The organism is Stenotrophomonas chelatiphaga (assembly GCF_001431535.1).
Lineage (GTDB): Bacteria > Pseudomonadota > Gammaproteobacteria > Xanthomonadales > Xanthomonadaceae > Stenotrophomonas > Stenotrophomonas chelatiphaga.
This window is the reverse complement of the sequence record NZ_LDJK01000081.1, coordinates 50,284-73,688: the sequence shown is the minus strand read 5'-3', so window position 1 is coordinate 73,688 and position 23,405 is coordinate 50,284. Positions and strand designations below refer to the sequence as shown.

Annotated in this window: 21 protein-coding genes; 11 read left to right on the top strand and 10 right to left on the bottom strand. The window is 66.9% G+C overall.

The annotated features are described in order from the left end of the window. The 5 genes from ABB28_RS15510 to ABB28_RS15490 form a co-directional block, all read left to right on the top strand. Positions 1 to 1,244, top strand: a 1,244-nt coding sequence (locus ABB28_RS15510) for a DUF418 domain-containing protein (protein WP_245625354.1), incomplete at its 5' end; no start/stop codon positions are given. 87 nt (positions 1,245 to 1,331) lie between these two features. Further along, complete coding sequence (gene gorA, locus ABB28_RS15505) at positions 1,332 to 2,699, top strand: glutathione-disulfide reductase (protein WP_057687275.1); 1,368 nt, start codon at positions 1,332 to 1,334, stop codon at positions 2,697 to 2,699. A 70-nt stretch (positions 2,700 to 2,769) separates the two neighbouring features. Continuing rightward, a complete protein-coding gene (locus ABB28_RS15500) occupies positions 2,770 to 3,687 on the top strand; it encodes a DMT family transporter (RefSeq protein WP_057687274.1) in 918 nt (305 codons plus the stop codon). After that, positions 3,594 to 4,022: an MGMT family protein gene (locus tag ABB28_RS15495; RefSeq protein ID WP_083492055.1), complete on the top strand. Its 429-nt coding sequence runs from the start codon at positions 3,594 to 3,596 to the stop codon at positions 4,020 to 4,022. The genes ABB28_RS15500 and ABB28_RS15495 overlap by 94 nt, the downstream gene beginning before the upstream one ends. A gap of 91 nt (positions 4,023 to 4,113) precedes the next feature. Further along, entirely contained in the window at positions 4,114 to 4,785 is a 672-nt protein-coding gene (locus ABB28_RS15490; protein ID WP_057687273.1) for a rhomboid family intramembrane serine protease, read from the top strand. 72 nt (positions 4,786 to 4,857) lie between these two features. Here the strand turns inward: ABB28_RS15490 and ABB28_RS15485 are convergent, their stop codons facing one another. Continuing rightward, positions 4,858 to 5,343 (bottom strand): VOC family protein, encoded by a 486-nt coding sequence (locus tag ABB28_RS15485; RefSeq protein ID WP_057687272.1) that lies wholly within the window; start codon positions 5,341 to 5,343, stop codon positions 4,858 to 4,860. Between the two features lie 121 nt (positions 5,344 to 5,464). On the opposite strand from ABB28_RS15485, the gene ABB28_RS15480 reads away from it, so the two are divergent. Further along, complete coding sequence (locus ABB28_RS15480; protein WP_057687271.1) at positions 5,465 to 7,144, top strand: saccharopine dehydrogenase family protein; 1,680 nt, start codon at positions 5,465 to 5,467, stop codon at positions 7,142 to 7,144. Positions 7,145 to 7,335: 191 nt separating this feature from the next. Further along, entirely contained in the window at positions 7,336 to 10,359 is a 3,024-nt protein-coding gene (locus ABB28_RS15475; RefSeq protein ID WP_057687270.1) for a TonB-dependent receptor, read from the top strand. Positions 10,360 to 10,434: 75 nt separating this feature from the next. Here the strand turns inward: ABB28_RS15475 and ABB28_RS15470 are convergent, their stop codons facing one another. Then, on the bottom strand, positions 10,435 to 12,441 hold the full coding sequence (locus ABB28_RS15470) for a M13 family metallopeptidase (protein ID WP_057687269.1): 2,007 nt from the start codon (positions 12,439 to 12,441) through the stop codon (positions 10,435 to 10,437). 169 nt (positions 12,442 to 12,610) lie between these two features. Then, positions 12,611 to 14,716, bottom strand: coding sequence for a M13 family metallopeptidase (locus ABB28_RS15465; RefSeq protein ID WP_057687268.1), 2,106 nt, complete (start codon positions 14,714 to 14,716; stop codon positions 12,611 to 12,613). A gap of 186 nt (positions 14,717 to 14,902) precedes the next feature. Here ABB28_RS15465 and apbC point away from each other — a divergent pair, with 186 nt between their 5' ends. Beyond that, positions 14,903 to 15,757 (top strand): iron-sulfur cluster carrier protein ApbC, encoded by an 855-nt coding sequence (gene apbC, locus ABB28_RS15460; protein ID WP_057687267.1) that lies wholly within the window; start codon positions 14,903 to 14,905, stop codon positions 15,755 to 15,757. 95 nt (positions 15,758 to 15,852) lie between these two features. On the opposite strand, the gene ABB28_RS18060 is transcribed toward apbC, so the two are convergent. Further along, complete coding sequence (locus ABB28_RS18060) at positions 15,853 to 16,062, bottom strand: hypothetical protein (RefSeq protein WP_152983491.1); 210 nt, start codon at positions 16,060 to 16,062, stop codon at positions 15,853 to 15,855. A 145-nt stretch (positions 16,063 to 16,207) separates the two neighbouring features. Between ABB28_RS18060 and dcd the strand changes: the two genes are divergently transcribed. After that, a complete protein-coding gene (gene dcd, locus ABB28_RS15455) occupies positions 16,208 to 16,780 on the top strand; it encodes a dCTP deaminase (RefSeq protein ID WP_042614081.1) in 573 nt (190 codons plus the stop codon). Between the two features lie 50 nt (positions 16,781 to 16,830). Here dcd and ABB28_RS18210 read toward each other — a convergent pair whose 3' ends face one another. The 4 genes from ABB28_RS18210 to ABB28_RS15440 form a co-directional block, all read right to left on the bottom strand. Continuing rightward, the gene (locus ABB28_RS18210) at positions 16,831 to 16,998 is read right to left on the bottom strand and encodes a LiaI-LiaF-like domain-containing protein (RefSeq protein WP_042614080.1); all 168 of its coding nucleotides are present in this window, start codon (positions 16,996 to 16,998) and stop codon (positions 16,831 to 16,833) included. A 16-nt stretch (positions 16,999 to 17,014) separates the two neighbouring features. Next, the gene (locus ABB28_RS15450; RefSeq protein ID WP_057687266.1) at positions 17,015 to 17,437 is read right to left on the bottom strand and encodes an HIT domain-containing protein; all 423 of its coding nucleotides are present in this window, start codon (positions 17,435 to 17,437) and stop codon (positions 17,015 to 17,017) included. Continuing rightward, positions 17,434 to 18,108, bottom strand: coding sequence for a dienelactone hydrolase family protein (locus tag ABB28_RS15445; protein WP_057687265.1), 675 nt, complete (start codon positions 18,106 to 18,108; stop codon positions 17,434 to 17,436). The genes ABB28_RS15450 and ABB28_RS15445 overlap by 4 nt, the downstream gene beginning before the upstream one ends. A 71-nt stretch (positions 18,109 to 18,179) precedes the next feature. Next, the gene (locus tag ABB28_RS15440) at positions 18,180 to 18,419 is read right to left on the bottom strand and encodes a hypothetical protein (protein ID WP_057687264.1); all 240 of its coding nucleotides are present in this window, start codon (positions 18,417 to 18,419) and stop codon (positions 18,180 to 18,182) included. A gap of 261 nt (positions 18,420 to 18,680) precedes the next feature. Here ABB28_RS15440 and rimO point away from each other — a divergent pair, with 261 nt between their 5' ends. After that, a complete protein-coding gene (gene rimO, locus ABB28_RS15435; protein WP_057687263.1) occupies positions 18,681 to 20,054 on the top strand; it encodes a 30S ribosomal protein S12 methylthiotransferase RimO in 1,374 nt (457 codons plus the stop codon). Further along, a complete protein-coding gene (locus ABB28_RS15430; protein ID WP_057687262.1) occupies positions 20,051 to 20,944 on the top strand; it encodes a DUF3025 domain-containing protein in 894 nt (297 codons plus the stop codon). Before rimO ends, ABB28_RS15430 begins: the two co-directional genes overlap by 4 nt. A 360-nt stretch (positions 20,945 to 21,304) precedes the next feature. Here ABB28_RS15430 and greB read toward each other — a convergent pair whose 3' ends face one another. Both greB and ABB28_RS15420 read right to left on the bottom strand, forming a co-directional pair. Further along, positions 21,305 to 21,823, bottom strand: a complete 519-nt coding sequence (gene greB, locus ABB28_RS15425; protein WP_057687261.1) for a transcription elongation factor GreB — start codon at positions 21,821 to 21,823, stop codon at positions 21,305 to 21,307. A gap of 43 nt (positions 21,824 to 21,866) precedes the next feature. Continuing rightward, positions 21,867 to 23,372: a helicase HerA-like domain-containing protein gene (locus tag ABB28_RS15420; RefSeq protein ID WP_057687260.1), complete on the bottom strand. Its 1,506-nt coding sequence runs from the start codon at positions 23,370 to 23,372 to the stop codon at positions 21,867 to 21,869. Positions 23,373 to 23,405 lie beyond the last annotated feature (33 nt).

The following is a 23,405-nucleotide window of genomic DNA, read 5'->3' as shown; positions in this document are numbered from 1 at the left end:
CCCCCGGATCCCCCGTGACCAGCGCACCTCCCGCCCTGCAACCGCTGAACACCGCCGACCGCATCACCGTGATGGACATCCTGCGTGGCGCCGCCCTGTTCGGCATCCTGCTGATGAACATCGAAGCGTTCACCGGCCCGCTGGACCTGTCGTTCACCGGCGTGGACCCGCACTGGCACGGCATCGATTACCTCGCCGACGCGCTGGTGTATGTGTTGGTGCAGGGCAAGTTTTTCCTGTTGTTCTCATTGCTGTTCGGCGCCGGCTTCGCGGTGATGGCCCAGCGTGCACAGGGTGCCGGGCGGGACTTCACCCCGATCTACCTGCGCCGCAGCGTGGCGCTGCTGCTGATCGGCGCCTGCCACGCGCTGCTGGTGTGGTCCGGCGATATCCTGCTGGTGTATGCGCTGCTGTCCTTCCTGTTGCTGGGCACGCGGCGCTGGCCCGTGTCGATGCTGCCGGCGATGGGCGCGCTGGTGTATGCCTTCGCGGTGGGGCTCAGCCTGCTGTTCGCGCTGCTGGTGTGGGCGGCGGCGCGCGGTGGCAGCCCGCTGGACAGCGCGGGCAGCATGCGCGCGGCGCAGGAAGTCATCGAAGCGCAGCGGCTGGCGTATGGCCAGGGAAGCTGGGCACAGGCCAACGTGCAGCGGTTGGCCGACCTGCGGCACATGGTCGGCGGGATACTGATCACCGGGCCGGAAATCTTCGGCATGTTCCTGATCGGCGCGTGGTTCGCGCGCAGCGGTGCGTTGGCCGACCCTGCGCGCTTTGCGTCCTTGTATGCGCGGCTGCGCTGGATCGCGATGCCCGCGGGCGTGGTGCTGATGCTGGCCAGTGCCGCGTGGCATCCCTATCTGGCGCCCGGCGAGTTCACCGTGCGGACCGGCCTGTCGTATGCGATGGCAGCGGTTGCCAGCCTGCTGATGGCCCTGGGCTACCTCGGCTGGATCGTGCAGGCGCGGCACGCGCTGGGCTGGCTGGCCGCCCCCGGGCGGATGGCGCTGACCCACTACCTGCTGCAATCGCTGCTGTGTACGTGGCTGTTCTTCGGCTATGGCCTGGGCTTTTTCGAACAGCTGCCGCGTGCGTGGCAGCTGGTGTTCGCCGTGGCCCTGTTCGCGCTGCAGGTGGGCATCAGCCACCTGTGGCTGGCACGCTTCCGGTATGGCCCGATGGAGTGGCTGTGGCGGGCGATGACCTACCTGCGCTGGCCGCCGCTGCGGCGCACGCAGCAGACGCCCTGATCCGGCATCGTCACGTCTGGCGCGCGGCTGCTCATGGCATGCTTTGCGCTGGCACCACCTGTTGACGCAACGACGCGAGCGAACCCGATGACAAGCACTGCGCATGACTACGACCTGATCGTCCTCGGCGGCGGATCCGGCGGCCTGGCCGCTGCCTTCCGCGCGGCACAGCACGGCAGGAAGGTTGCGATGCTGGAGCCCGGCGAGCTGGGCGGCACCTGTGTCAACGTCGGCTGCGTGCCGAAGAAAGCCATGTGGCTGGCAGCCGACCTGGCCGGACGGATCGGGCTGGCACGCGCGATGGGGTTCGATGTGCCGCTGCGTCCGGCGCTGTCCTGGAAGGAACTGGTGGTGCACCGCCAGGGCTATATCGAGAACATCCACGTCAGCTACCGCAAGCGCCTGGACGAGACCGGCGTGGTGCGCGTGCCGCGCCGCGGACGACTGGTGGATGCGCACACGGTGGAGTGCAGCGACGGGGTGCGTATCAGCGGTGAACACATCCTGCTGGCCACCGGTGCGCACCCGCAGCGCCCGGACATTCCCGGTGCGGAACTGGGCCTGGTCTCGGATGATTTCTTCAACCTGTGCGACGCACCGGCGCAGGTGGCCATCGTCGGCGGCGGCTATATCGCGGTGGAGCTGGCCGGGCTGCTGCAGGCGCTGGGCAGCCGGGTGACCCTGCTGGTGCGGGGTGGCCGGCTGCTGGACCGCTTCGATGGTGAACTGGCCGCGCAGCTGGCCGACAACCTGTGCCACCAGGGCGTGCGCATCCACTTCAACTACCGCCTGCGCGAGCTGCAGCGTGACGATGATGGCCAGCGCGTGCGCGTGCTGGGCCATGATGGTCCGCTGGACAGCGTGTTCGATACGGTGTTCTTCGCGATCGGCCGGCGCGGCAACTCGTCGGATATCGGCCTGGAGCAGGTCGGGGTTGCCGTGGGCGAGCGCGGCGAAGTGATTGTCGATGAGTGGCAGGACACCTCCGTGCCCAGCATCCACGCGGTGGGTGACATCGGCGGCAAGGTGGGCCTGACGCCGGTGGCGATCGCCGCTGCGCGGCATCTGATGGACCGGCTGTTCGGCGGCAAGCCGGACGCCAAGATGGACTACGCGAACGTGCCGAGTGTGGTGTTCTCGCATCCGCCGCTGGGCATGGTGGGACTGGGTGAAGAGGAGGCGCGCGCCCAGCATGGCGATGTGCGCACTTACCACAGTAATTTCAGGCCGATGCTGCAGGCGCTGGCCGACGGGACCCAGCGCAGCATGTTCAAGCTGGTCTGCGTGGGCGCCGATGAACGGGTGGTCGGTGTGCACCTGCTGGGTGAGGCGGCCGACGAGATCCTGCAGGGATTCGCGGTGGCGGTGAAGATGGGCGCGACCAAGGCGCAGTTCGACGACACCGTGGCGATCCATCCCACCTCCTCGGAAGAAATCGTGCTGATGCGCGGCTGAGCATGCGGTGCCGGCCAAGGTCGGCACCACCAAATGCACGGCACGCACCCATGCGATAATGGGGCGCTGCATGAGCGCTCCTTCGTCCCTCGCCACCTCGTCCACCCGCATCGCGCTGGGGGGCATCGGGCTGGCCGCGATCGGCGCGGTGGCAGCGTCCGGCAAGGCGATCATCGTCAAGCTGGGCCTTCGCCATGGCGTGGATCCGACCACGTTGCTGGCGCTGCGCATGGCGATGGCGTTTCCGTTGTTCCTGCTGCTGGCCTGGTGGTCGTCACGCCGCGCCGCATCGCTGGACTGGGCTGACCGCGCACGCATCCTGTGGCTGGGTTTCACCGGCTATTACCTGTCCAGCTGGCTGGATTTCCAGGGCTTGCAGTACATCAGCGTGACGCTGGAGCGGCTGATCCTGTACCTCAACCCGACCCTGGTGCTGCTGATCAACGTACTGCTGGCGCGACAACGCCCGGGCCGCTGGCAACTGGCCGCGCTGGCGCTCAGCTATGCCGGCGTGCTGGTGGCATTCGGTCACGACCTGCAGCGCGAAGGTGGGCAGATCGTGCTCGGCAGCCTGCTGGTGCTGGGCAGCGCGATCAGCTATGCGCTGTATCTGTTCGGCAGCGGCCAGGTAGTGACCCGGATCGGCGCGGTGCGGCTGACCGCACAGGCCAGCTGCGTGGCCTGCGTGCTGGTGCTGCTGCATTTCGGGTTGACCCATCCATGGCCGCTGCTGTGGCAGGCGCCGGCACCGGTGCAGTGGCTGTCGCTGGTCAACGCGACGGTCTGTACGGTGCTGCCGGTGATGGCCATCATGCTGGCGGTCAAGCGCATCGGCTCGTCGCTGGCCGCGCAGGTCGGTATGCTCGGACCGGTTTCCACGATCGTGATGAGTCTATGGCTGCTCGACGAACCGATGGGCCCGGCGCAGATCGCCGGCACCGTGCTGGTGCTGTGCGGGGTGCTGCTGGTGACCCGCCTGCGGCGCTGACCCCGGAGCAGGCGCGCGAGCGCATCCTGGCGGTGATCCGCGCCATTCCGGCCGGGCAGGTGATGGGCTACGGGCAGGTCGCCGCGCGTGCGGGATTGCCGGGCAGGGCGCGCCTGACCGCGCGCGTGCTGGGCACGAACGATGATCCGCAGCTGCCGTGGCACCGGGTGCTGCGCGCGGATGGCCGCATCGCCATGCCGGAAGGTTCGCGCGGTTGGCGTGAGCAGAGCCAGCGCCTTCGCGCCGAAGGCGTGGTGGTGGAACGGGGACGCGTGCGGATGCCGGCGCTGGATCCGGCCAAGGCGCTGGACGCGGAGATCTGGGGGCCGCGCTGAGCACGCCGGCGGGCTGAACGCGTGGGCGTCGAGGGCAGCGCCATCCACAAGCGCTGCCGTTATGATGGAGACCGTTCCAGAGGATGCCCCCATGCTTCCGCGACTGCCCACCGTTACCAAGGCGTTGCTGATCGCCAACGCGATCCTGTTCCTGCTGCAGCAGCCGTTCCTGCTGGGCGATGCGACCTTCGCACCGTTCATGCTGCAACCGCTGCAGGGCAGCTTCGATGCCTTTTCGCCCGGCGGAAATTTCCAGCCGTGGCAGCTGCTGACCTATGGTTTCCTGCACGGCAGCTTCGGCCATCTGTTCTTCAACATGCTCGCCGTCTTCATGTTCGGTGCGCCGCTGGAGCAGACCTGGGGCGAGAAGCGCTTCCTGATCTACTACCTGGTCTGCGTGGCCGGCGCCGGCCTGTGCCAGTTGCTGGTGGGCAGCCTGATGGAGAATCCGGCGACGGTGCTGGGTGCGTCCGGCGGCGTATTCGGTCTGTTGCTGGCCTACGGCATGCTGTTCCCGAACCAGCGGGTGATGCTGCTGTTCCCGCCGATCCCGATGAAGGCACGCACCTTCGTGATCCTGTTCGGTGTGGGTGAACTGGTATTGGGCGCCACCGGCTGGCAGCCGGGCGTGGCCCACTTCGCGCACCTGGGCGGCATGTTGTTCGGCTGGCTGCTGATCCGCTACTGGCGCGGCCAGCCGCCGTTCAAGCCGCGCCCACCGGGCCCGCCGAAGCGGCCGAACCACCTGCGCTCGATCAAGTAAGACGCGCGGGTAGTGACGGCCGCTGGCCGTCACGTGCGGGGGGGTGATCGGGTTGTCGGCCAACGGCCGTCACTACCGGGGATGGCCGATGGCGGCCTCGATGGTAGCGATGTCGATCTTGTGCATGGTCATCATGGCGTCGAAGGCACGCTTGGCCAGCGCCTTGTCCGTACTGGTCACCGCTTCGAGCAGGATGCGCGGGGTGATCTGCCAGGACACGCCCCAGCGGTCCTTGCACCAGCCGCATGCGCTTTCCTGGCCGCCGTTGCCGACGATGGCATTCCACAGCCGGTCGGTCTCGGCCTGGTCTTCGGTGGAAACCTGCAGCGAGAACGCTTCGGTCTGCCGGAAGGCGGGGCCCCCATTGAGGCCGACGCAGGGCAGCCCGCAGACGCTGAACTCCACGGTCAGCACGTCGCCCTGGCTGCCCGATGGAAAGTCGCCGGGCGCATGGTGGACGGCGACCACCTCGCTGTCCGGGAAGGTCTCCGCGTAGAACGTGGCCGCGTCCAGCGCGCCGTTGTCGTACCAGATGCAGACCGTGTTCTTGTGGACCATGGTGGTGCTCCCGAAGGGACGAGCGTGCAGCGATAGCACGGCTGATGTTAATCCCGGATCGTGCTCGACCGGGGCGCCGGCAGGCTACCCTGTCGGCAACGCGGACACGGACGGAACGCAGGTGAAGATTCTCATCCTCGGGGGCTACGGCGTGTTCGGCGGGCGGCTGGCGCAGCTGCTGGCCGACCTTCCCGCACTGGAACTGCTGATCGGGGGGCGCAACCTGGCCGCGGCAACGGCCTTCTGCCACGCGTTCGTCGGCCGGGCACGGGTGCGGCCGCTGCAGCTGGATCGGCGCGCGCTGGCGCCCACCCTGCAGCAGGAGCACCCTGACCTGGTGGTGGATGCCTCCGGCCCGTTCCAGGCCTATGGTGGGCAATGCTACGCGGCCATCGAAGCCTGCATCGCGGCGGGCACTGATTACCTGGACTTCGCCGATGCAGCGGACTTCGTTGCCGGCGTCGGCCGCTACGATGCGCAGGCCAGGGCGGCCGGGGTGTTCGTGCTGTCCGGCGTCAGCAGTTTCCCGGTGCTGACCGCCGCCGTGCTGCGGCAGATGGCCCGGTGCATGGACATCGTCAGCGTGGAAGCCGGCATTGCGCCGTCCCCCTACGCCGGCATCGGCCTGAACGTCATGCGCGCGGTGGTGGGCTATGCGGGTGCACCGGTGAAGCTGCGTCGCGATGGTCACGATGCACACGGCATCGGCCTGGCCGAGAGCCGCCGTTTCACCGTGGCAGTGCCGGGCAGGGTGCCGCTGCGCAACCTGCGTTATTCGCTGGTGGAGGTGCCGGACCTGCAGGTGCTGCCGCCCGAACACCCCGCCATGACCGATATCTGGATCGGCGCCGGACCGGTGCCCGACGTGCTGCACCGGATGCTCAACCTGCTGGCCAAGGCACGTCACCAGCTGCGCCTGCCTTCGCTGCAACCGCTGTCTCCGCTGTTCTACCGGGTGTTGAACCGGATGAAGTTCGGCGAGCACCGTGGCGGCATGATCGTGCGCGCCACGGGACGGCGCGATGGGGTGGCGGTCCTGCAGAGCTGGCACCTGCTGGCCGAGGGCGATGATGGTCCCTATATCCCGTCGATGGCGATCGAGGCGATCATCCGCAAGCTGCTGCAGGGGCAGCGCCCTGCGCTGGGTGCGCGGGCGGCCACGCATGCGCTGGAGCTGGCGGACTATGAGCAGCTGTTTGAAGGCCGCAGCATCCACACCGGCTTCCGCCGGGAGGTGCCCGGTGCCAGCCTTTACCAGCGCGTGCTGGGCAGCGCGTATGCCACGCTGCCGGCGAGCGTGCAGGCGCTGCACGGGCCTTCGGCAGCCAAGCGCTGGCACGGCACGGCGCGCGTGGAGCGCGGCAGCGGTGTGTTGTCGCGGTTGTTGGCAGCGGTGTTCGGGTTTCCCGCGGCAGGCGAGCAGGTGCCGGTCGTCGTGGCGTTCAGCGATGAGGCCGGCGGCGAGCGCTGGACGCGGCGCTTCGCCGACAGGACCTTCTCTTCGCTGCAGACCGCGGGCGTGGGCCGCAACGAGGCGCTGCTGGTCGAGCGCTTCGGGGTGATCGACGTCGCCCTGGCGCTGATGGTGGACGGCGGCCGGCTGCAGTTGCTGCCGCGGCGCTGGTCGGTGTGGGGCGTGCCGTTGCCGCGATGGCTGCTGCCCGGCGGCAACAGTTTCGAAACCGAGGTGGACGGGCGCTTCGCCTTCGACGTGGAAATCGCCGCGCCGGTGGTGGGGCGGATCGTGGCCTACCGCGGGATGCTGGACGCGCAGGACGGCCAGGACGAGGGTCGTGAATGACCTCGCACCGGTTTTTCATTCATGCGCTGTTCGTGCGGAACCCGCGCTGATCACGGCAGTGCACGGCGATATCAGCCCTGAAACACGGTCATGTCGCGTTCTTTGTAGGCTTGCCGTTCAGCTGCTTGTTCAACTTGAGGCGCAGATCTGCGGTGAGCCGCGGCCTGCTTCCCTTTGGACAAGGAGTTTGCATGAGCAGCATGAAGCGGGCCGCGTCATTGAAGCGGACCAGCATCGTCGTGGCCCTGATGTCGATCATCGGCGCGGCCTCCGCACAGAGCACCACCGGCTCCCTCTACGGCAGCGCACCGGGCGCTGCGGGCGCCTCGATCATCGTGGAGAGCGACAGCGGCCTGAAGCGCACCGTGGAGGTGAATGCCAACGGCCGTTACACACTCGGGGCACTGCCGGTCGGCAAGTACACGGTGACCCTGCAACGCGATGGCAAAGTGGTGCAGCAGCGCGACAACGTGCAGCTGAAGGTCGGCGCCGGCACCGATGTTTCCTTTGCTGAAGCGGCGGCCACCACGCTGGAAACCGTGACCGTGACGGCAGCCCAGCTGCCGAAGATCGATGTCACCAACACCGTTTCGCGCTCGGTGATCACCTCCGAACAGCTGGATGTGCTGCCGCTGGGCCGCAGTGCCGAAGCGATCGCGCTGCTGGCGCCGGGCGTGGTCGCCGGCAGTGAGGCGTTCCTCAACGGCTCGCGTTCGTCGCTGTCCTTCGGCGGCGCCAGCGTCACCGAAAACGCCTACTACCTCAACGGATTCAACGCCACCAATCCACTGAACAACATCGGTGGCGTGAGCCTGCCCTACGGGTCGATCGACCAGCAGGAAACCTTCACCGGCGGCTACGGTGCCAGTTACGGACGCTCCACCGGCGGGGTGATCAACCAGCTCGGCAAGCGCGGTACCAACCAGTGGCGCTTCGGGGTGCAGACCACCTGGCAACCGGCAGCGCTGGCCGAATCGCCGCGCGACATTCTCTACCCGGACCGTGCCCTGCCGGCGGGGTACGAACTGGAGGATCCGACCCTTCCCGGTTCGCTGTACCGTTCGCGGCGGGGCGATGGCGCCGACCGCACCACCTACAGCGGCTACGTCAGCGGGCCGCTGATCGAGGACCGGCTGTTCGTGCACGTGGCTGGCGAGGTCGACAAGTCCAGCGGCGTTCTGACCCACAACATCGAATCGGCACAGCAGGTGAAGCGCCATTACACCATCAATGCGCCGAAGTTCTACGGCAAGATCGACTGGAACATCAACGACAGCAACACGCTGGAGTACACCCGCATCCAGAACACGGATCGCTACGACGCCTACCACCGCAGCTACGACTACGCGACCCGCAGCGAGGGCGAACGCACCGGCACGTTCGCCAACACCACCAAGCTGAAAGACAACTACGACATCTTCAAGTTCACCAGCTACCTCAGCGATGACCTGACGCTGAGTGCGCTGTGGGGGCGCAGCAGGCAGCGCAACCTGGACGCGAATCCGCTGGATTCGTCCAACCCGTTCATCAGCGGCGCCAACAACCAGGATCCCGCGATGACCGGCGGCAGGCCGATCCGCAACGACCAGGTTGCGATCAATGACAAGGCATCCAATGCGGGCAGCAGTACACGCGGCTTGCGCGTGGACCTGCAGTACCGCATCGGTGACCACGAGCTCACCGCCGGCATCGACAACATGACGTTCAACGCCAGCAACGAAGGCCAGGCCATGACCGGGCCGGGCCATGCCTGGATCTATTCGCGCATCGCCCCGGGCTCTTCGCCTGCGCCGGGCTTCGGCATCACCCCGCCCGGCGGTGACGGCTACTTCGTGCAGAAGTACATCTTCTCCAGCACCACCAGCATGTCACTGCAGCAGAAAGCGTATTACCTGGAAGACCGCTGGCAGGTGACGCCGGACTGGCTGCTGACGCTGGGCCTGCGCAACGACAAGTTCACCAACTACAACAGCGCCGGTGCCGCTTATGTGGAAAGTGGTGACCAGTGGGCCCCGCGGCTGGGCGCGGCGTGGGATGTGTTCGGCGATTCTTCGCTGAAGGTCTTCGCCAACCTGGGGCGCTACTACCTGGCGCTGCCCAACAGCGTGGCCATCCGCGGTGCATCGGCGTCGACCTATACCCGGGAGTATTTCACCTACAGCGGCATCGATGCCAACGGCAACCCGACCGGCCTGACCGCGCTGGGACCGGGCCCGGTATCGTCCAACAATGAATATTGGCAGACCCCGGACCCGCGCAGCGTGGCGCCGTCGGACCTGAAGTCGCAGTTCCAGGACGAGCTGATCCTGGGCTTCGAAAAGACCCTCGGCGATTCCTGGAACAGCGGTGCCAAGGCGACCTACCGTCGTCTGCAGACCGCGATCGACGACACCTGCGATGCCGGCCGCATCAGCGACAAGCTGGACGCGATGGGCGTGGATTCCAGCGCACTGGATCTCCCCGGCTGCGTGATCTTCAATCCGGGCAAGACCAATACCTTCCTGGTGAAGAAGCGCGACGGGTCGGGCTACGTCCCGGTGAGCATGAGCGGTGCCGATTGGGGACTGGGCGGGCAGAAGGCCAAGCGTGACTACGTGGCGGTTGACCTGTTCGTCGAGCACCCGATGCGCAACAACTGGTACGGCCGCGTGGACTACACCTGGTCGCGCAACTTCGGCAACACCGAAGGCCAGGTGAAGTCGGACCTGGGCCAGAAGGATGTGTCCAAGACCCAGGACTGGGATTCGTCGTACCTGATGGAGTACGCCGGAGGCTACCTGGCCAACGACCGTCGACACCAGCTGAAGGGCTACGGCGCGTACCAGTTCACCGACGAATGGACGGCATCGGCCACGCTGCGGGTGATGTCCGGTGCGCCGAAAACCTGCCTGGGTTACTACGGAGCCGATGAAAGTGACCCGATCAGATACGGATCGTCATACCACTACTGCAATGGCAGCCCGTCGCGTCCTGGCGATGCCGGTCGTCAGCCGTGGACGGCCCGCCTCGACCTCGGCGTGATGTATCGCCCCGCGTTTGCGCAGAAGCAGCTCGCGTTCGGGCTGGATGTGTTCAACGTGCTCAACCAGCGCCGCCCGCTTCAGTCCGAAGCCAAGTACCAAGAGGGCCCCTACACCGTGTCCAACATCTACGGCATCGGCACCTACTTCACCGCACCGCGCTCGGTCCGGCTGACCGCCTCGTACGACTTCTGACACGCTGACGCTGCATCGGCCACGAAAAAGGGCGCCCCTGCGGGCGCCCTTTCTGCTGCTGCAAGAGCAGGCAACTCAACGCCAGACGCGGATCTGTTCGGCGTCGGTACGCTGCATCGGCTGGCCCGGCTTGCAGGTGAAGCTGGCGCCGAAGGCCGGCAGGTTGGCCAGCGGGCCATTGGTACGCCACTTGCCCGGCGCTTCGATATCCATGCTGGCACGTGCGGCCGCCTCGTTGGGCGACAGCTGCTGCGGCCACAGGGCGGCCCAGGCGGTGAAGAAGCCCTGCTGGTCGGCCGGCTTGGCGTTGGTTTCGACGGCGCGGTAAGCATCCCAGGCCAGTTCCAGCCCGGCCAGGTCAGCCAGGTTGTTGTCCGCGGTGAGCGCGCCGTTGACCTTGGCACCCTTTACGCCCGGGAAATCGTAGGCGCTGTACTGGGTGGCCATGCGCGTGCCGAGCAGGGTCCAGGCCGTCTTGTCGGCCGGGGTCCACCAGCTGCGCAGTTCGCCACGCGCGTCGATCAGCGCGCCCTTGGCATCGATCGCACGGGTCAGTTCATGGCCGACCAGCGCGCCGTAGCTGCCGAACTTGTGGGCCGCGCTGGACTGGGCGTTGAATATCGGGTCCTGCAGGGCGGCGGCGGTGACGATCAGGCGATTCTGCGCCAGGTCATACGCCAGCGACGGCTGCTGCGGCAGCACGTCCCAGCGACGGTCCGCGTTGCCACGGCCGATGCGCTTCATTTCTTCGCGGTGGCGCCAGGTGGAAGCGATCAGCATGTTGCCGCCGAAGCTGCCACGGCCCATCGGCTGCACGCTGTAATCCAGGTCGCGCAGGGGAGTGCCGATCTCGATCTTCAGCGCGCCCAGCTTGGCTTCCGCTTCGGCCTTGGCCTCGGCGCTCAGCCAGGTGCTGCGCTTGACTGCCTCGATCTGCGTTTCGCGCAGCTTGTCGATGATCCACGCGGCCTGGCGGCGATCTTCGGCGCTCAGGTGCTTGGCAGCGTATTCGCGGCCCAGCATCGGGCCGGCAGCAACGTTGATCGCATCCAGCACCTGCTCCCAGCGCGGGGCGGGCAGGGTCTGCGCGCGCAGCACGCGGCCGCGGAATTCGAACTCGGCATCGCGGTAGGCCTTGGACAGGTAAGGTGCCATCGCATCACCCACGCGCCAGCGCAGGTAGGCCTTCCACTGGTCCGGCTTGATCCGGGTGACCATGCCGTCCAACGCCTGGAACAGCGCTTCGTCGGACAGCGACACCAGGTCGTCGTTGACGCCCTGCGCCTTCAGGAAGGCGTCCAGCTGCAGGTTCTTGTAGCGGCCGTTGAGGTCGCGGGTGGAGATCGGGGCGTAGTTGCGGAACGGGTTGTTGAGGTCGGCCAGCGACTGCGCGTTGCGCGCCAGCTCGGTTTCCAGCGCGATCACCGCAGCGACTTCGGCATCCAGCTTGTCAGCCGCGGTGCCGGTCAGCGCCAGGATCTGCTTGACGTAGGCGCGGTAGCGGCCCATCACCGCGACGGTGTCGGCGTCGGTGCGGGTGTAGAAGGCCGGGTCCGGCAGGCCCATGCCGCCCTGCATGAAGTAGCCGATGTGGCGGTCCAGCGCCTTCAGGTCCACGTCCGGGCTGAAGTTGAAGGCCACCGGGATGCCGACCTGGTGCAGGGCGGCGATCGATGCGGGTACATCCTTGGCGCGCTTGATGGCGTTGATGCGGGTCAGCAGCGGGGCGATCGGGTTGGAGCCATCGGCTTCCACTGCTGCTTCGTCCAGGCCGCTGGCCCAGAAGTCGCCGAGCAGCTTCTGCACGTTACCCTGCGGGCTGGCCATGGCGCCGTCCAGCAGCGCGCGCTGCTGCAGTCGGCTGCGCTCGACCAGCTGGCCCAGCGCGGTGGTGGCGCCGGTCTGCGGCACCGGGTTGGCTTTCAGCCAGGCGGCGTTGGTGGCGTCGTGGAAATCGGTGCACTGCGCGCTGACGGCCGGCGCACGTGCAGCCTTCTTCTTGGCGGCGAGCGCATCGTGGGCGGGAACCAGCATGGCCAGGCTGACGCCCAGGGAGATGGCAAGCGGACGAAGATTGGGCATGTAGAGCAAATCCATGATGGATTAAGGGCGGGCGAACTATAGCAAGCCGGAGATGTGCACGGCATGCACGGCGTGCACGCCGGCGCCGATCCTCCCTGGGCCCGCCAGCGCCAACGAAAAAGGCCCGGGTTTCCCCGGGCCTTGCTTTCAACGCGGCGTCAGCCGTGGCTTACCAGATCACGACCTTGGCATCGCCAGCGCGCGACATCGGCGAGCCGGCCTTGCACTGGAACGCGGCGGCGAAGCTCGGCAGGTTCGACGGCGCGCCCATCGCGCGGAACTGCGCCGGTGCGTGCGGATCGGTGGCCAGGCGGACCTTGGCGTTTTCCGGGGTGTACTTGGTGCGCCACACGGTGGCCCAGTTGAAGAAGAAGCGCTGGTCGCGGGTGAAGCCATCGACCTTCGGGTCTTCCTTGCCGGCCGATGCCTTCTGCAGCGCATCGTAGGCGGTTGCCAAGCCGCCCAGGTCGGCGATGTTCTCGCCCAGGGTCAGGCTGCCGTTCACGGCCTGGCCATCCACCTTGTACTCGTCGAACTGCTTGACCAGCTTGCCGGTCAGGCCGGAGAAGTTCTTGCTGTCCGCTTCGGTCCACCAGTTTTCGAAGTTGCCGGTCGGGCCGAAACGGCTGCCCTGGTCATCGTAACCGTGGGTCATTTCGTGGCCGATCACCGCACCGATGCCGCCGTAGTTCAGCGCGTCGTCGGCGTTGGGATCGAAGAACGGCGGCTGCAGGATGGCGGCCGGGAACACGATCTCGTTCTGCAGCGGATTGTAGTAGGCGTTGACGGTCTGCGGGGTCATGCCCCACTCGGTCTTGTCCACCGGCTGGCCGACCTTGGCCAGGTTGAACTTGTAGTTGAAGGCGTTGGCAGCGCGGACGTTGCCGAGGAAGCTGTCACGGCCGGTTTCCAGGCCCGACCAGTCGCGCCACTTGTCCGGGTAGCCGATCTTCGGGGTGAAGGTTTCCCACTTGGCGATGGCCTTGGCCTTGGTCTCATCGCTCATCCACGCCAGGCCCTGGATACGCTCCTTGAGCGAATCGGCGAGGTTCTTCACCAGCGTTTCCATCTTCGCCTTTGCTTCCGGCGAGAAGGCGACCTTGACGTACAGCTGGCCGAAGGCTTCGCCGGCGCCGTTTTCGATGGTGCCCAGCACGCGCTTCCAGCGCGGCTTCTGTTCCTTCTGGCCGTTGAGGGTCTTGCCGTAGAAGGCATAGTTCTCGTTGGCGAAGGCATCGCTCAGGTACGGCGAAGCGCTGTCCACTGTGTGGAAGCGCAGGTAGGCGCGCCACACGGCCGGATCGGTATCGCCCAGCGCCTTGCTGACTTCTTCATGGAAAGCGGGGATGGCCAGCGAGAATTTCTCCGGCGCGGCCACGCCCTGGCTCTTGAAGAACTCGGTCCAGCTGAAGTTCGGGGTCAGGGTATCGGCTTCGGCGAGGGTGACCGGGTGGTAGTACAGCGAGACGTCGCGCGACAGTTCGACGCTGGACTTGGAGGCCTTGGCCAGGCGGGTTTCGAACTTGATCACCTCGGCGGCCTGGGTGGCGGCATCGGCGGCCGGCACGCCGGCCAGCTCCAGCACCTTGGCCACGTGGGCCTGGTAGGCCTGCAGCTTGTCGGCCTTGGCGGCGTCGGTGTAGAAGGTCTTGTCCGGCAGGCCCAGGCCGCCCTGGCTGGCGTAGGCCATGTTCACCGCGGAGTTCTTGAAGTCCGCTTCGGCGCCGAAGCCGAACAGCAGGTTTTCACCCTTGGCGGCGGTGTCGCGCAGGTAGGCGGCGATGGCGGCCTTGTCGGCCAGCGCGTCGATGGCGGCCAGGTCAGCCTTCAGCGGCTCGATGCCCTGGGCATTGATCTTGGCCTCGTCCATGCCGGTGGCCCACAGGTCACCGACCACCTTTTCAATGTGGTTCGGGTTCTTGACCTGCGCGACCTGCTCGGCCAGCTGGTGCTGGGCGGCGACCGAACGCTCGTCGAGGATGGTGAAGGCGCCCCAGCTGGTGCGGTCGGCCGGGATTTCATTGGCGGCCAGCCACTTGCTGTTGACGTAGTCGCCGAAGGCGTTGCACGCGTCCAGCGTGGTGTCCAGGTCGCTGGGCTGGAAGGCGTTGTACGCCGGCAGCTTGGCCTGGTCCAGGGTGTAGGTGTGGGCTTCTGCGGCCGCGGCCGGGGTGGAGGCGGCGCCTTCCTTGGCCGGGGTTTCGTTCTTGCCGCAGCCGACCAGCGCGGCCGAAACGGCCAGGGTCAACAGGACGATCTTGGGGGTACGGGTCACTTTGTTTGGCCTCCGGGCCGCGTGATGTCTGGGAAAGGCCCCAGGGGGCCATAGGCCGGACGATACGCCTCCGGCCAAGCCTGCAAGGGTGTCGAAGGTCATGCCGGCGCGCAAGAGGCATTCGGTGGACAGGCTCGGCACACGTATCATGGCAGCCGACCGTCTTTACGATTCCGGAGCACCGCAGTGAACAACCCGCAACGCCGCCCCCACGCCAGCCAGGTCCAGAAAGGACTGAGCCCGCATGCGCGCATCCGCAACGTCGTCGCGGTGGGCTCGGGCAAGGGTGGGGTCGGCAAGAGCACCACCTCGGTGAACCTGGCGGTGGCGCTGCAGCAGCTGGGCGTGCGCGTTGGCCTGCTGGATGCGGACATCTACGGCCCGTCGGTGCCGGCGATGATGGGCCTTTCCGGCCGTCCGGAAAGCCCGGACAACAAGAGCATCGAGCCGCCGCGCGCGTTCGGCGTGGACACCATGTCGATCGGCTACCTGATCGATGACGAGACGCCGATGATCTGGCGCGGGCCGATGGCCACCTCGGCGATGACCCAGTTCTTCAACGACACCCTGTGGGACGACCTGGACGTGTTGCTGATCGACCTGCCGCCGGGCACCGGTGACATCCAGCTGACCCTGACCCAGAAGATTCCGCTGGCCGGCGCGGTGATCGTCACCACCCCGCAGGACATCGCCACGCTGGATGCGCGCAAGGCGCTGAAGATGTTCGAGAAGGTCGAGGTGCCGGTGCTGGGCATCGTGGAAAACATGGCCGTGCATACCTGCAGCAACTGTGGCCAGGTGGAGCATCTGTTCGGCCACGGTGGCGGGGAGAAGATGGCTGCCCAGTACGGCGTGCCGCTGCTGGGATCGCTGCCGCTGCAGATCGACATCCGCGAGCAGGGCGATGCCGGCACGCCGATCACCGCTGCACAGCCGGAGTCGAGCGCGGCACAGGCCTACCGCCAGGCCGCCAGCCGGCTGCTGGAGGAGCTGGCCAAGCGCCCGCGCGCGTCGATCCCGATCCTGTCCTCGCTGCTCTGAGCGGGCTTCGGCCAGGTCTCCTGCGCGGAAGAACGCCCGCTTGAGCGGGCGTTCTGGGTTTCGTCAGGACAACCGAACGGTCGCCACAACGACTATCAATCCTGCAATGGCGGAGCTGACGTTTCGAGCGGGATACACAGGCCGCTTGGGCCGCAGACAACCCAGTTGCCGTTGGAATCGGTCGCAAAACAGACCGGATTGCCGGTACAGGGCGGCGGAGGCGGTGGATTTGCCAGCCCGCCCAAGGGCAGCGCGATAGAAGAGAGGATGAACAGACCGATTGCTGCCTTCGACATGCGTCTCATGGTTCCATCTCCTTGATGTCACGATCCTGTGACAGGTCGATGCTAGCACCGGTCTGGGCCGCACACACGCTCATTCCTGCCGGACGTCCACACACAGTAGAATTGGACCCCAAGCCCCATCTACTCCCTGCAGCAGAGACCAAGCATGAGCATCAAGAGTGACCGTTGGATCCGCCGCATGTCCGAACAGCACGGCATGATCGAGCCGTTCGAAGCCGGGCAGGTAAAGCAGGCCAACGGCGAGCGCATCGTCAGCTATGGCACGTCCAGCTATGGCTACGACGTGCGTTGCTCGCGCGAATTCAAGGTCTTCACCAACATCAATTCCACCATCGTGGACCCCAAGCACTTCGACCCGAAGAGCTTCGTCGACGTGGTGGGCGATGAGTGCATCATTCCGCCCAACAGCTTCGCGCTGGCGCGTACGGTGGAGTTCTTCCGCATCCCGCGCGATACGCTGGTGGTGTGCCTGGGCAAGAGCACCTACGCGCGCTGCGGCATCATCGTCAACGTGACCCCGCTGGAGCCGGAGTGGGAAGGCCACGTGACCCTGGAATTCAGCAACACCACGCCGCTGCCGGCGCGCATCTACGCCAACGAAGGCGTTGCCCAGATGCTGTTCTTCCAGGCCGACCAGGACGACATCTGCGAAACGTCCTACAAGGACCGTGGCGGCAAGTACCAGGGCCAGACCGGCGTCACCCTGCCGCGTACCTGATCATTCGTGGCGTGCCGGCCCGGCAGGACCGGCACCGCCAGGGCCGTGGCTTACTTGCCGCGGCCGAACAGCATGCCGATGCCTACCGCCACCAGGCCGACCGGCCACCAGGTGGTGAGCAGGCGGGTGAAGTTCATGTTGGTCCAGCCGAGGTTGGTGGCGAGCATGAACAGCCCGACCAGGATCAGCAGGATGGCAGCGACTAGATTGAAACGCATCGGAGTCTGCGAACGCTCAAGGGTGGGGCGGATATCCTAGCTTGTCCTTCCAATGCGCGACACGCCGCTGCAGCTCGGCCGCGTCATGCCGATGTGCCTGGCCGCTGCCCCAGACCGGACCGGGCCACGCCGGATCGCCCTCGTGGCGGCCGATCACGTGGAAATGCAGCTGGCGCACGATGTTGCCCAGCGCGCCGATGTTGATCTTCTCTACGCCGTCTTCGGACTTCAGCGCCTTGGAGGTGCGGTTGAGTTCGGTACGCAGCTTGTCCTGCTGTTCGCCGTCCAGTTCGATCCATTCGGTGATGCCCGCCAGCCGCGGCACGATCACCAGCCACGGGAAACGTTCGTCGTTCATCAGCCTGATCTGGGACAGGGGCCCTTCGGCCACCAGGACGCTGTCATTGGCCAGGCGCGAATCCAGTTCAAAATCGCTCATCCAAGATGCTCCGTGAAGAAGTCCAGGGTGCGTTGCAGCGCCAGGGCGGCGCTGTCTGGATCATACGCATGTCCGACGTCGCGGTTGAAGCCATGGTCGGCCGGGTAGACGAAGGTTTCCATGGTCGGCAGCTTTTCGCGGTGCGCGGCGACGGCTTCCGGCGGGATGCTCTTGTCCAGCGCGCCGAAGTGGAACATCACCGGCGCCTTCGGCGTTTCATCGAGGTACTGCACGTTGCGCGCCCCGTAGTAGCTGACCGACGGCAGGCCCAGGCGCAGCGCGGCGAGCAGGGCGATGCTGCCACCCCAGCAGTAGCCGACGGTGCCGACCTTGCCATGGCCTGCCAGCCGGGTAGCCGCGGCCCGGACCAGGACCAGCGACTTTTCCACGCCGATCGCGTTGACCGCGTCCAGGCCGGCCTTGACCCCGTCGTTGTCGTAGGGCAGCTCCAGCGGGGCGGACCCCGCGTGATCATCGAGCAGGTCGAAGAAGGACGGCACCAGCACCGCATAGCCTTCAGCGGCGAAGCGTTCGGCCACCGAACGCATGTGCGCATTGACGCCGAAGATCTCCTGGATGACCACCAGGGCGCCGCGCGGCGTGCCCGCGGGCAGGACTTCCCAGGCCTGCGCCTTTCCGTGGTGGGTATCGAGCGTGATCCAGTTGCCCATCGTGTGAGGCCTCTTCAGTAGGGTTCTGATCGCATTATCCTCCTCCGGTACGTCAGGGCGCTGTCAGCGATTCAGCGGCATCCCAGGTGCTGCGGATGCTTGTCCTGTGCCCTCAGGTCGGCAAGGAAGGCCTCGAACCTGGCCATGGCCGCCTGCAGGGTGGCTTCGACGTACTCGATGCGGCGGACCACGGGTTGGCCGTTCTCGTACAGTCGATAGGAGCAGGTGTAGGTGCTGGCGGCGGCATTGGCGGGCGAAAAGCCGGCGCCCAGCAGCACGGCGGCCATGCAGGTCACGACAAAGGGTTTCATCAGGCGACTCCTGTGGGATGGATGCCGGCAGCGTGCCGGTCCGCGCACCTGCGATGTCCGCAGTGCGCAGCTCCATCGTGTGTCTGCCGGGGCCGTGTGCCCATGCAGGATGCTGCGGAATCGCGGTAAAGGGGGCGGCCGCGTCCGCACCGACGCCAGCCGTCGGCGGGGCAGGGTTCAGGGGCGTCCAGCGGGCCCGGTATACTTGTCCCATCCAGGCCCCCAGGCCACGCCCGGCCCAGGCCCCCAGAGTCCCGATCCATGTCCCAGCTGAACCCCAAAGTCGGCTTCGTCAGCCTTGGCTGTCCGAAGGCCCTCGTCGATTCCGAACGCATCCTCACCCAGTTGCGGGTAGAGGGATACGACATCGTCCCGACCTACGACGCCGCCGACGTGGTGGTGGTCAACACCTGTGGCTTCATCGATTCGGCGGTGACCGAATCGCTGGATGCGATCGGCGAGGCGATGAACGCCAACGGCAAGGTGATCGTCACCGGCTGCCTGGGCAAGCGCCCGGAGCAGATCCGCGAGGCGTATCCGGGCGTGCTGGCGGTGTCCGGGCCGCAGGACTACCAGAGCGTGATGGAAGCGGTGCATGCGGCGATTCCGCCGCGCCACGACCCGTTCGTGGACCTGGTACCGGACTACGGCGTCAAGCTGACCCCGCGCCATTACGCCTACCTGAAGATTTCCGAAGGCTGCAACCACAAGTGCAGCTTCTGCATCATTCCGTCGATGCGCGGCAAGCTGGTTTCGCGGCCGGTGGATGAGGTGCTGCGCGAAGCCGAACGGCTGGTGCGTGGCGGCGTGCGCGAACTGCTGGTGGTGTCCCAGGACACCTCTGCCTACGGCGTGGACGTGAAATACGCCGAGCGCATGTGGCGCGACAAGGCCTACCAGACGCGGATGAAGTCGCTGTGCGAAGGCCTGTCCGAGCTGGATGCCTGGGTGCGCATGCACTACGTCTACCCGTACCCGCACGTGGACGAGATGGTGCCGCTGATGGCGGAAAACCGCATCCTGCCTTACCTGGACATCCCGTTCCAGCACGCCAGCCCGCGCATCCTGCGGCTGATGAAGCGTCCCGGCGCGGTGGAAAAGACGCTGGAGCGGGTGCAGAACTGGCGCCGCATCGCGCCGGACATCACCGTGCGCTCGACCTTCATCGTCGGCTTCCCGGGCGAGACCGAAGCCGAGTTCGAGGAACTGTTGTCGTTCCTGGACGAGGCGCAGCTGGACCGCGTCGGCGCGTTCGCGTATTCGCCGGTGGAAGGCGCCACCGCCAACGACCTGCCCAACCCGGTACCGGAAGAAGTGAAGCAGGAACGCCTGGCGCGCTTCATGGAAAAGCAGGCGCAGATTTCCGCGTCGCGGCTGGAAGCCAAGATCGGCACGGTGCAGCAGTGCCTGGTCGATGCGATCGAAGGCGATATCGCCGTGGCGCGCTCGAAGGCCGACGCACCGGAAATCGACGGGCTGGTGCATATCCAGAATGCCGATGCGGTGACCCTGCGGGTCGGCGATTTCGTCGACGTGGAGATCACCGAAAGCGACGAGCACGATCTGTACGGCGATGCCTTGCCACCGGCTGCCGTGCCCGCCGTGCGCAAGGCACTCGACCTGAAAATGCTGTGACTCCGCCGGAAGCGCAGGGTCCCGGGTGGGCGACGACCGCTGGTCGTCACGCTTCGGATTCCAGCGCGACCCGCCGCCGCTTCGTCGCGCCACCGCGCGAGGCGGTGGATGCGGCCTGCTTCGCGCACCCGCTGTTTGGCGCACTGGCGCCGTTTTCCAGGCTGCTCGAGGCTGCGCAGTGGCCTTCCATCGAAACGCTCAACGCGGTGTTGCCGTTATCGGAAAAGCAGCTGGCCGAGCAGGACGCGGCATTGCTCGCGGATGGCCGGCATTACGAGCAGCGCATCGCCGAAACCGGCCAGATCGCCACCCGTGCCTGCAACTGGCACGACCTGTTCAACGCGCTGGTGTGGGCGCGGTACCCGGGCATCAAGCGGGCGCTCAATGCCCGCCAGTGCCAGCACATCCAGCAGGTGGGGCGGCAGGTGCGCAACCGCGCGCAGGCCGCGCTGACCCAATTCGACGAATCGGGGGTGATCGTGCGGGTGCGTGACCCGCATCTGCTCGCGGCGTGGGATGCGCACGACTGGCAGGCGCTGTTCGTGCAGGGGGCAGGGCAGTGGGTGAGCGGGGAGATCGGCGTGGCCGCAGTGATCGGTCATGCGCTGATGGAGCAGGCGCTGCTGCCGGAGCGGCTGCTGGTGGGCAAGTGCCTGGTGGTGCAGGGCGAGGAGGACGATGCCTGCATTGCAGCCGTGACGCGTGCGCTGGACGCGGGGGCGGTGCTGCAGGACCCGCTGGAGCTGCGGCCATTGCCACTGGCCGGCATCCCGGGCTGGCACCTGCGGCAGGATGCCGGGCTGTACGCCCAGGCCGATTATTTCCGTCCGTTGCGGGCGGGACGCGAGTATCCGCCGCCGCTGTGTGTTGGGGGGCTCGGTCCGCACTGATGCAGGGCGCGCGTTCCGGTAGCGCCGACCCAGGGTCGGCGGCTTCTGGGGCAGCTGCGCGATGCGCTCGCCGAGCGTGGCTCGGCGCTACCGGAATGTCCGTGCGCTTCGGTAGCGCCGACCCAGGGTCGGCGGCTTCTGGGGCAGCCGCGCGATGCGCTCGCCGAGCGTGGCTCGGCGCTACCGGAATGTCCGTGCGCTTCGGTAGCGCCGACCCATGGTCGGCGGCTTCTGGGGCAGCCGCGCGATGCGCTCGCCGAGCGTGGCTCGGCGCTACCGGAATGTCCGTGCGCTTCGGTAGCGCCGACCCATGGTCGGCGGCTTCTGGGGCAGGCCGAGCGCGGCTCGGCGCTACCGGCGTTACCGTTCCTGCGTTCCGGCGCCGTACTGCACCGACAGGATCGCAAAGCCCTGGCGGCCGCCGGGCAGTTCGACTTCGAACTCATCGTCCACGCGCTTCTTCAGCAGCGCCCGCGCCAGCGGTGAGTCGATGCTGATCCAGCCGGTGGCGGCATCGGTTTCGTCCGGGCCGACGATGCGATAACGGCTGATCTCCGCGCTGTCCACGTTCTCCAGCTCCACCCATGCACCGAAGAACACCGCCTGCGCGTCGCTCGGTTCGCCATCGACCACGCGCAGCGCCTCCAGCCGCTTGCTGAGGTAGCGCACGCGGCGGTCGATCTCGCCCAGCTGCTTCTTGCGGTAGGTGTACTCGGCATTCTCCGAGCGGTCACCTTCGGCCGCCGCAGACGCCAGTGCCTTCACCACCTCCGGGCGGCGCACCCGCCACAGGTCCTCCAGCTCGGCCTTCAAGCGTGCATGGCCGCCGGAGGTGATCAGCGCGGTGCTCTTTTCTGCGGGGGGACGCCAACGCGACATCTACTGCTCTCTACGCAACTGCAATGGGACAGCTTACGGGCCTTCAGCGCTTTCCGCCGAAGATGCCGCCGAGGATCCCGCGCACGATCTGGTTGCCCAGCTTGGTGCCCACCGTGCGCGTGGTCTGCTTGGCCATGGTTTCGATCATCCCCTGGCGGCGCTTGGTGCCGAAGATCGCATCCTTGATCGTCTGGCCGAAACCGCCGTCCTGCGCGTCGTCCTGCTCGCGCGTGCGCGCCTTGGGGGTAGCGGCCTGTTCGACGGTCTTCTGCGCGCGCTGGGCCAGCAGTTCAGCCGCCGATTCGCGGTTGATCGCCGTGTCGTAGCGGCTGCCGACCGGACTGCCTGCGCGCACCTGGGCACGTTCGGCTTCGGTCACCGGCCCCATGCGGCAGCGCGGCGGGGCAATCAGCGTCTGCTGCACCGGCATCGGGATGCCCTTGTCCTGCAGGGTGGATACCAGCGCTTCGCCGGTGCCCAGCGAGGACAGCACGCGTGCCACGTCCAGCTTCGGGTTGGGCACGAAGGTCTCCGCAGCGGTCTTCACTGCCTTCTGGTCGCGTGGGGTGAAGGCGCGCAGCGCATGCTGCACGCGGTTGCCCAGCTGGCCGAGGATGTTGGACGGCACGTCGTCGGGGAACTGCGAGCAGAAGTACACGCCCACGCCCTTGGAGCGGATCAGCCGCACCACCTGTTCGATGCGCTGCACCAGGGCAGGGGGCGCATCGTTGAACAGCAGGTGGGCCTCGTCGAAGATGAAGACCAGCTTGGGTTTTTCCAGGTCGCCGACTTCCGGCAGGGTCTCGAACAGTTCCGACAGCAGCCACAGCAGGAAGGTGGAATACAGCTTCGGCTTGAGCACCAGCTGGTCGGCGGCCAGGATGCCGATCACCCCGCGGCCATCGTGGTTGACCCGCATGATGTCGGCCAGTTCCAGCGCCGGTTCGCCGAAGAACGCCTCGCCGCCGTCCTGTGACAGCCGCAGCAGGGCGCGCTGGATCGCCGCCACCGACTGCGCACTGACCAGCCCGTATTCGGTTGAAATGTCCTTGCGCTCTTCGGCCACCAGGCCGAGCAGGGCACGCAGGTCGTCCAGGTCCAGCAGCAGCAGGCCGCGGTCGTCGGCCAGCTTGAACACGATGTCCATCACCCCGGCCTGGGTGTCGCTGAGCTCCAGGATGCGGGTCAGCAGGGTCGGGCCCATCTCGCTGACGGTGGTGCGCACCGGATGGCCGAGCTTGCTGTACAGGTCCCAGAACACGGCCGGACTGGCGGCCGGCGCGTAGTCGGCCACGCCGATCTGCGCGGCGCGCTGCAGCAGCGCATCGCCACCGGCGCCGGCCACGGCCAGGCCGGACACATCGCCCTTCACGTCGGCCAGGAACACCGGCACGCCGATCCGCGAGAAGCCCTCGGCCAGCGTCATCAGGGTCACGGTCTTGCCGGTACCGGTGGCGCCGGCGACCAGGCCGTGGCGATTGCCGAGCTTCGGCAACAGGGTGACCGCTACGTCGTCGGTGATGCCTTTGCCGAGCAGAATCGGGTCCATGGTCCATCCCTCGTGATGAATGCGCGCAATGTT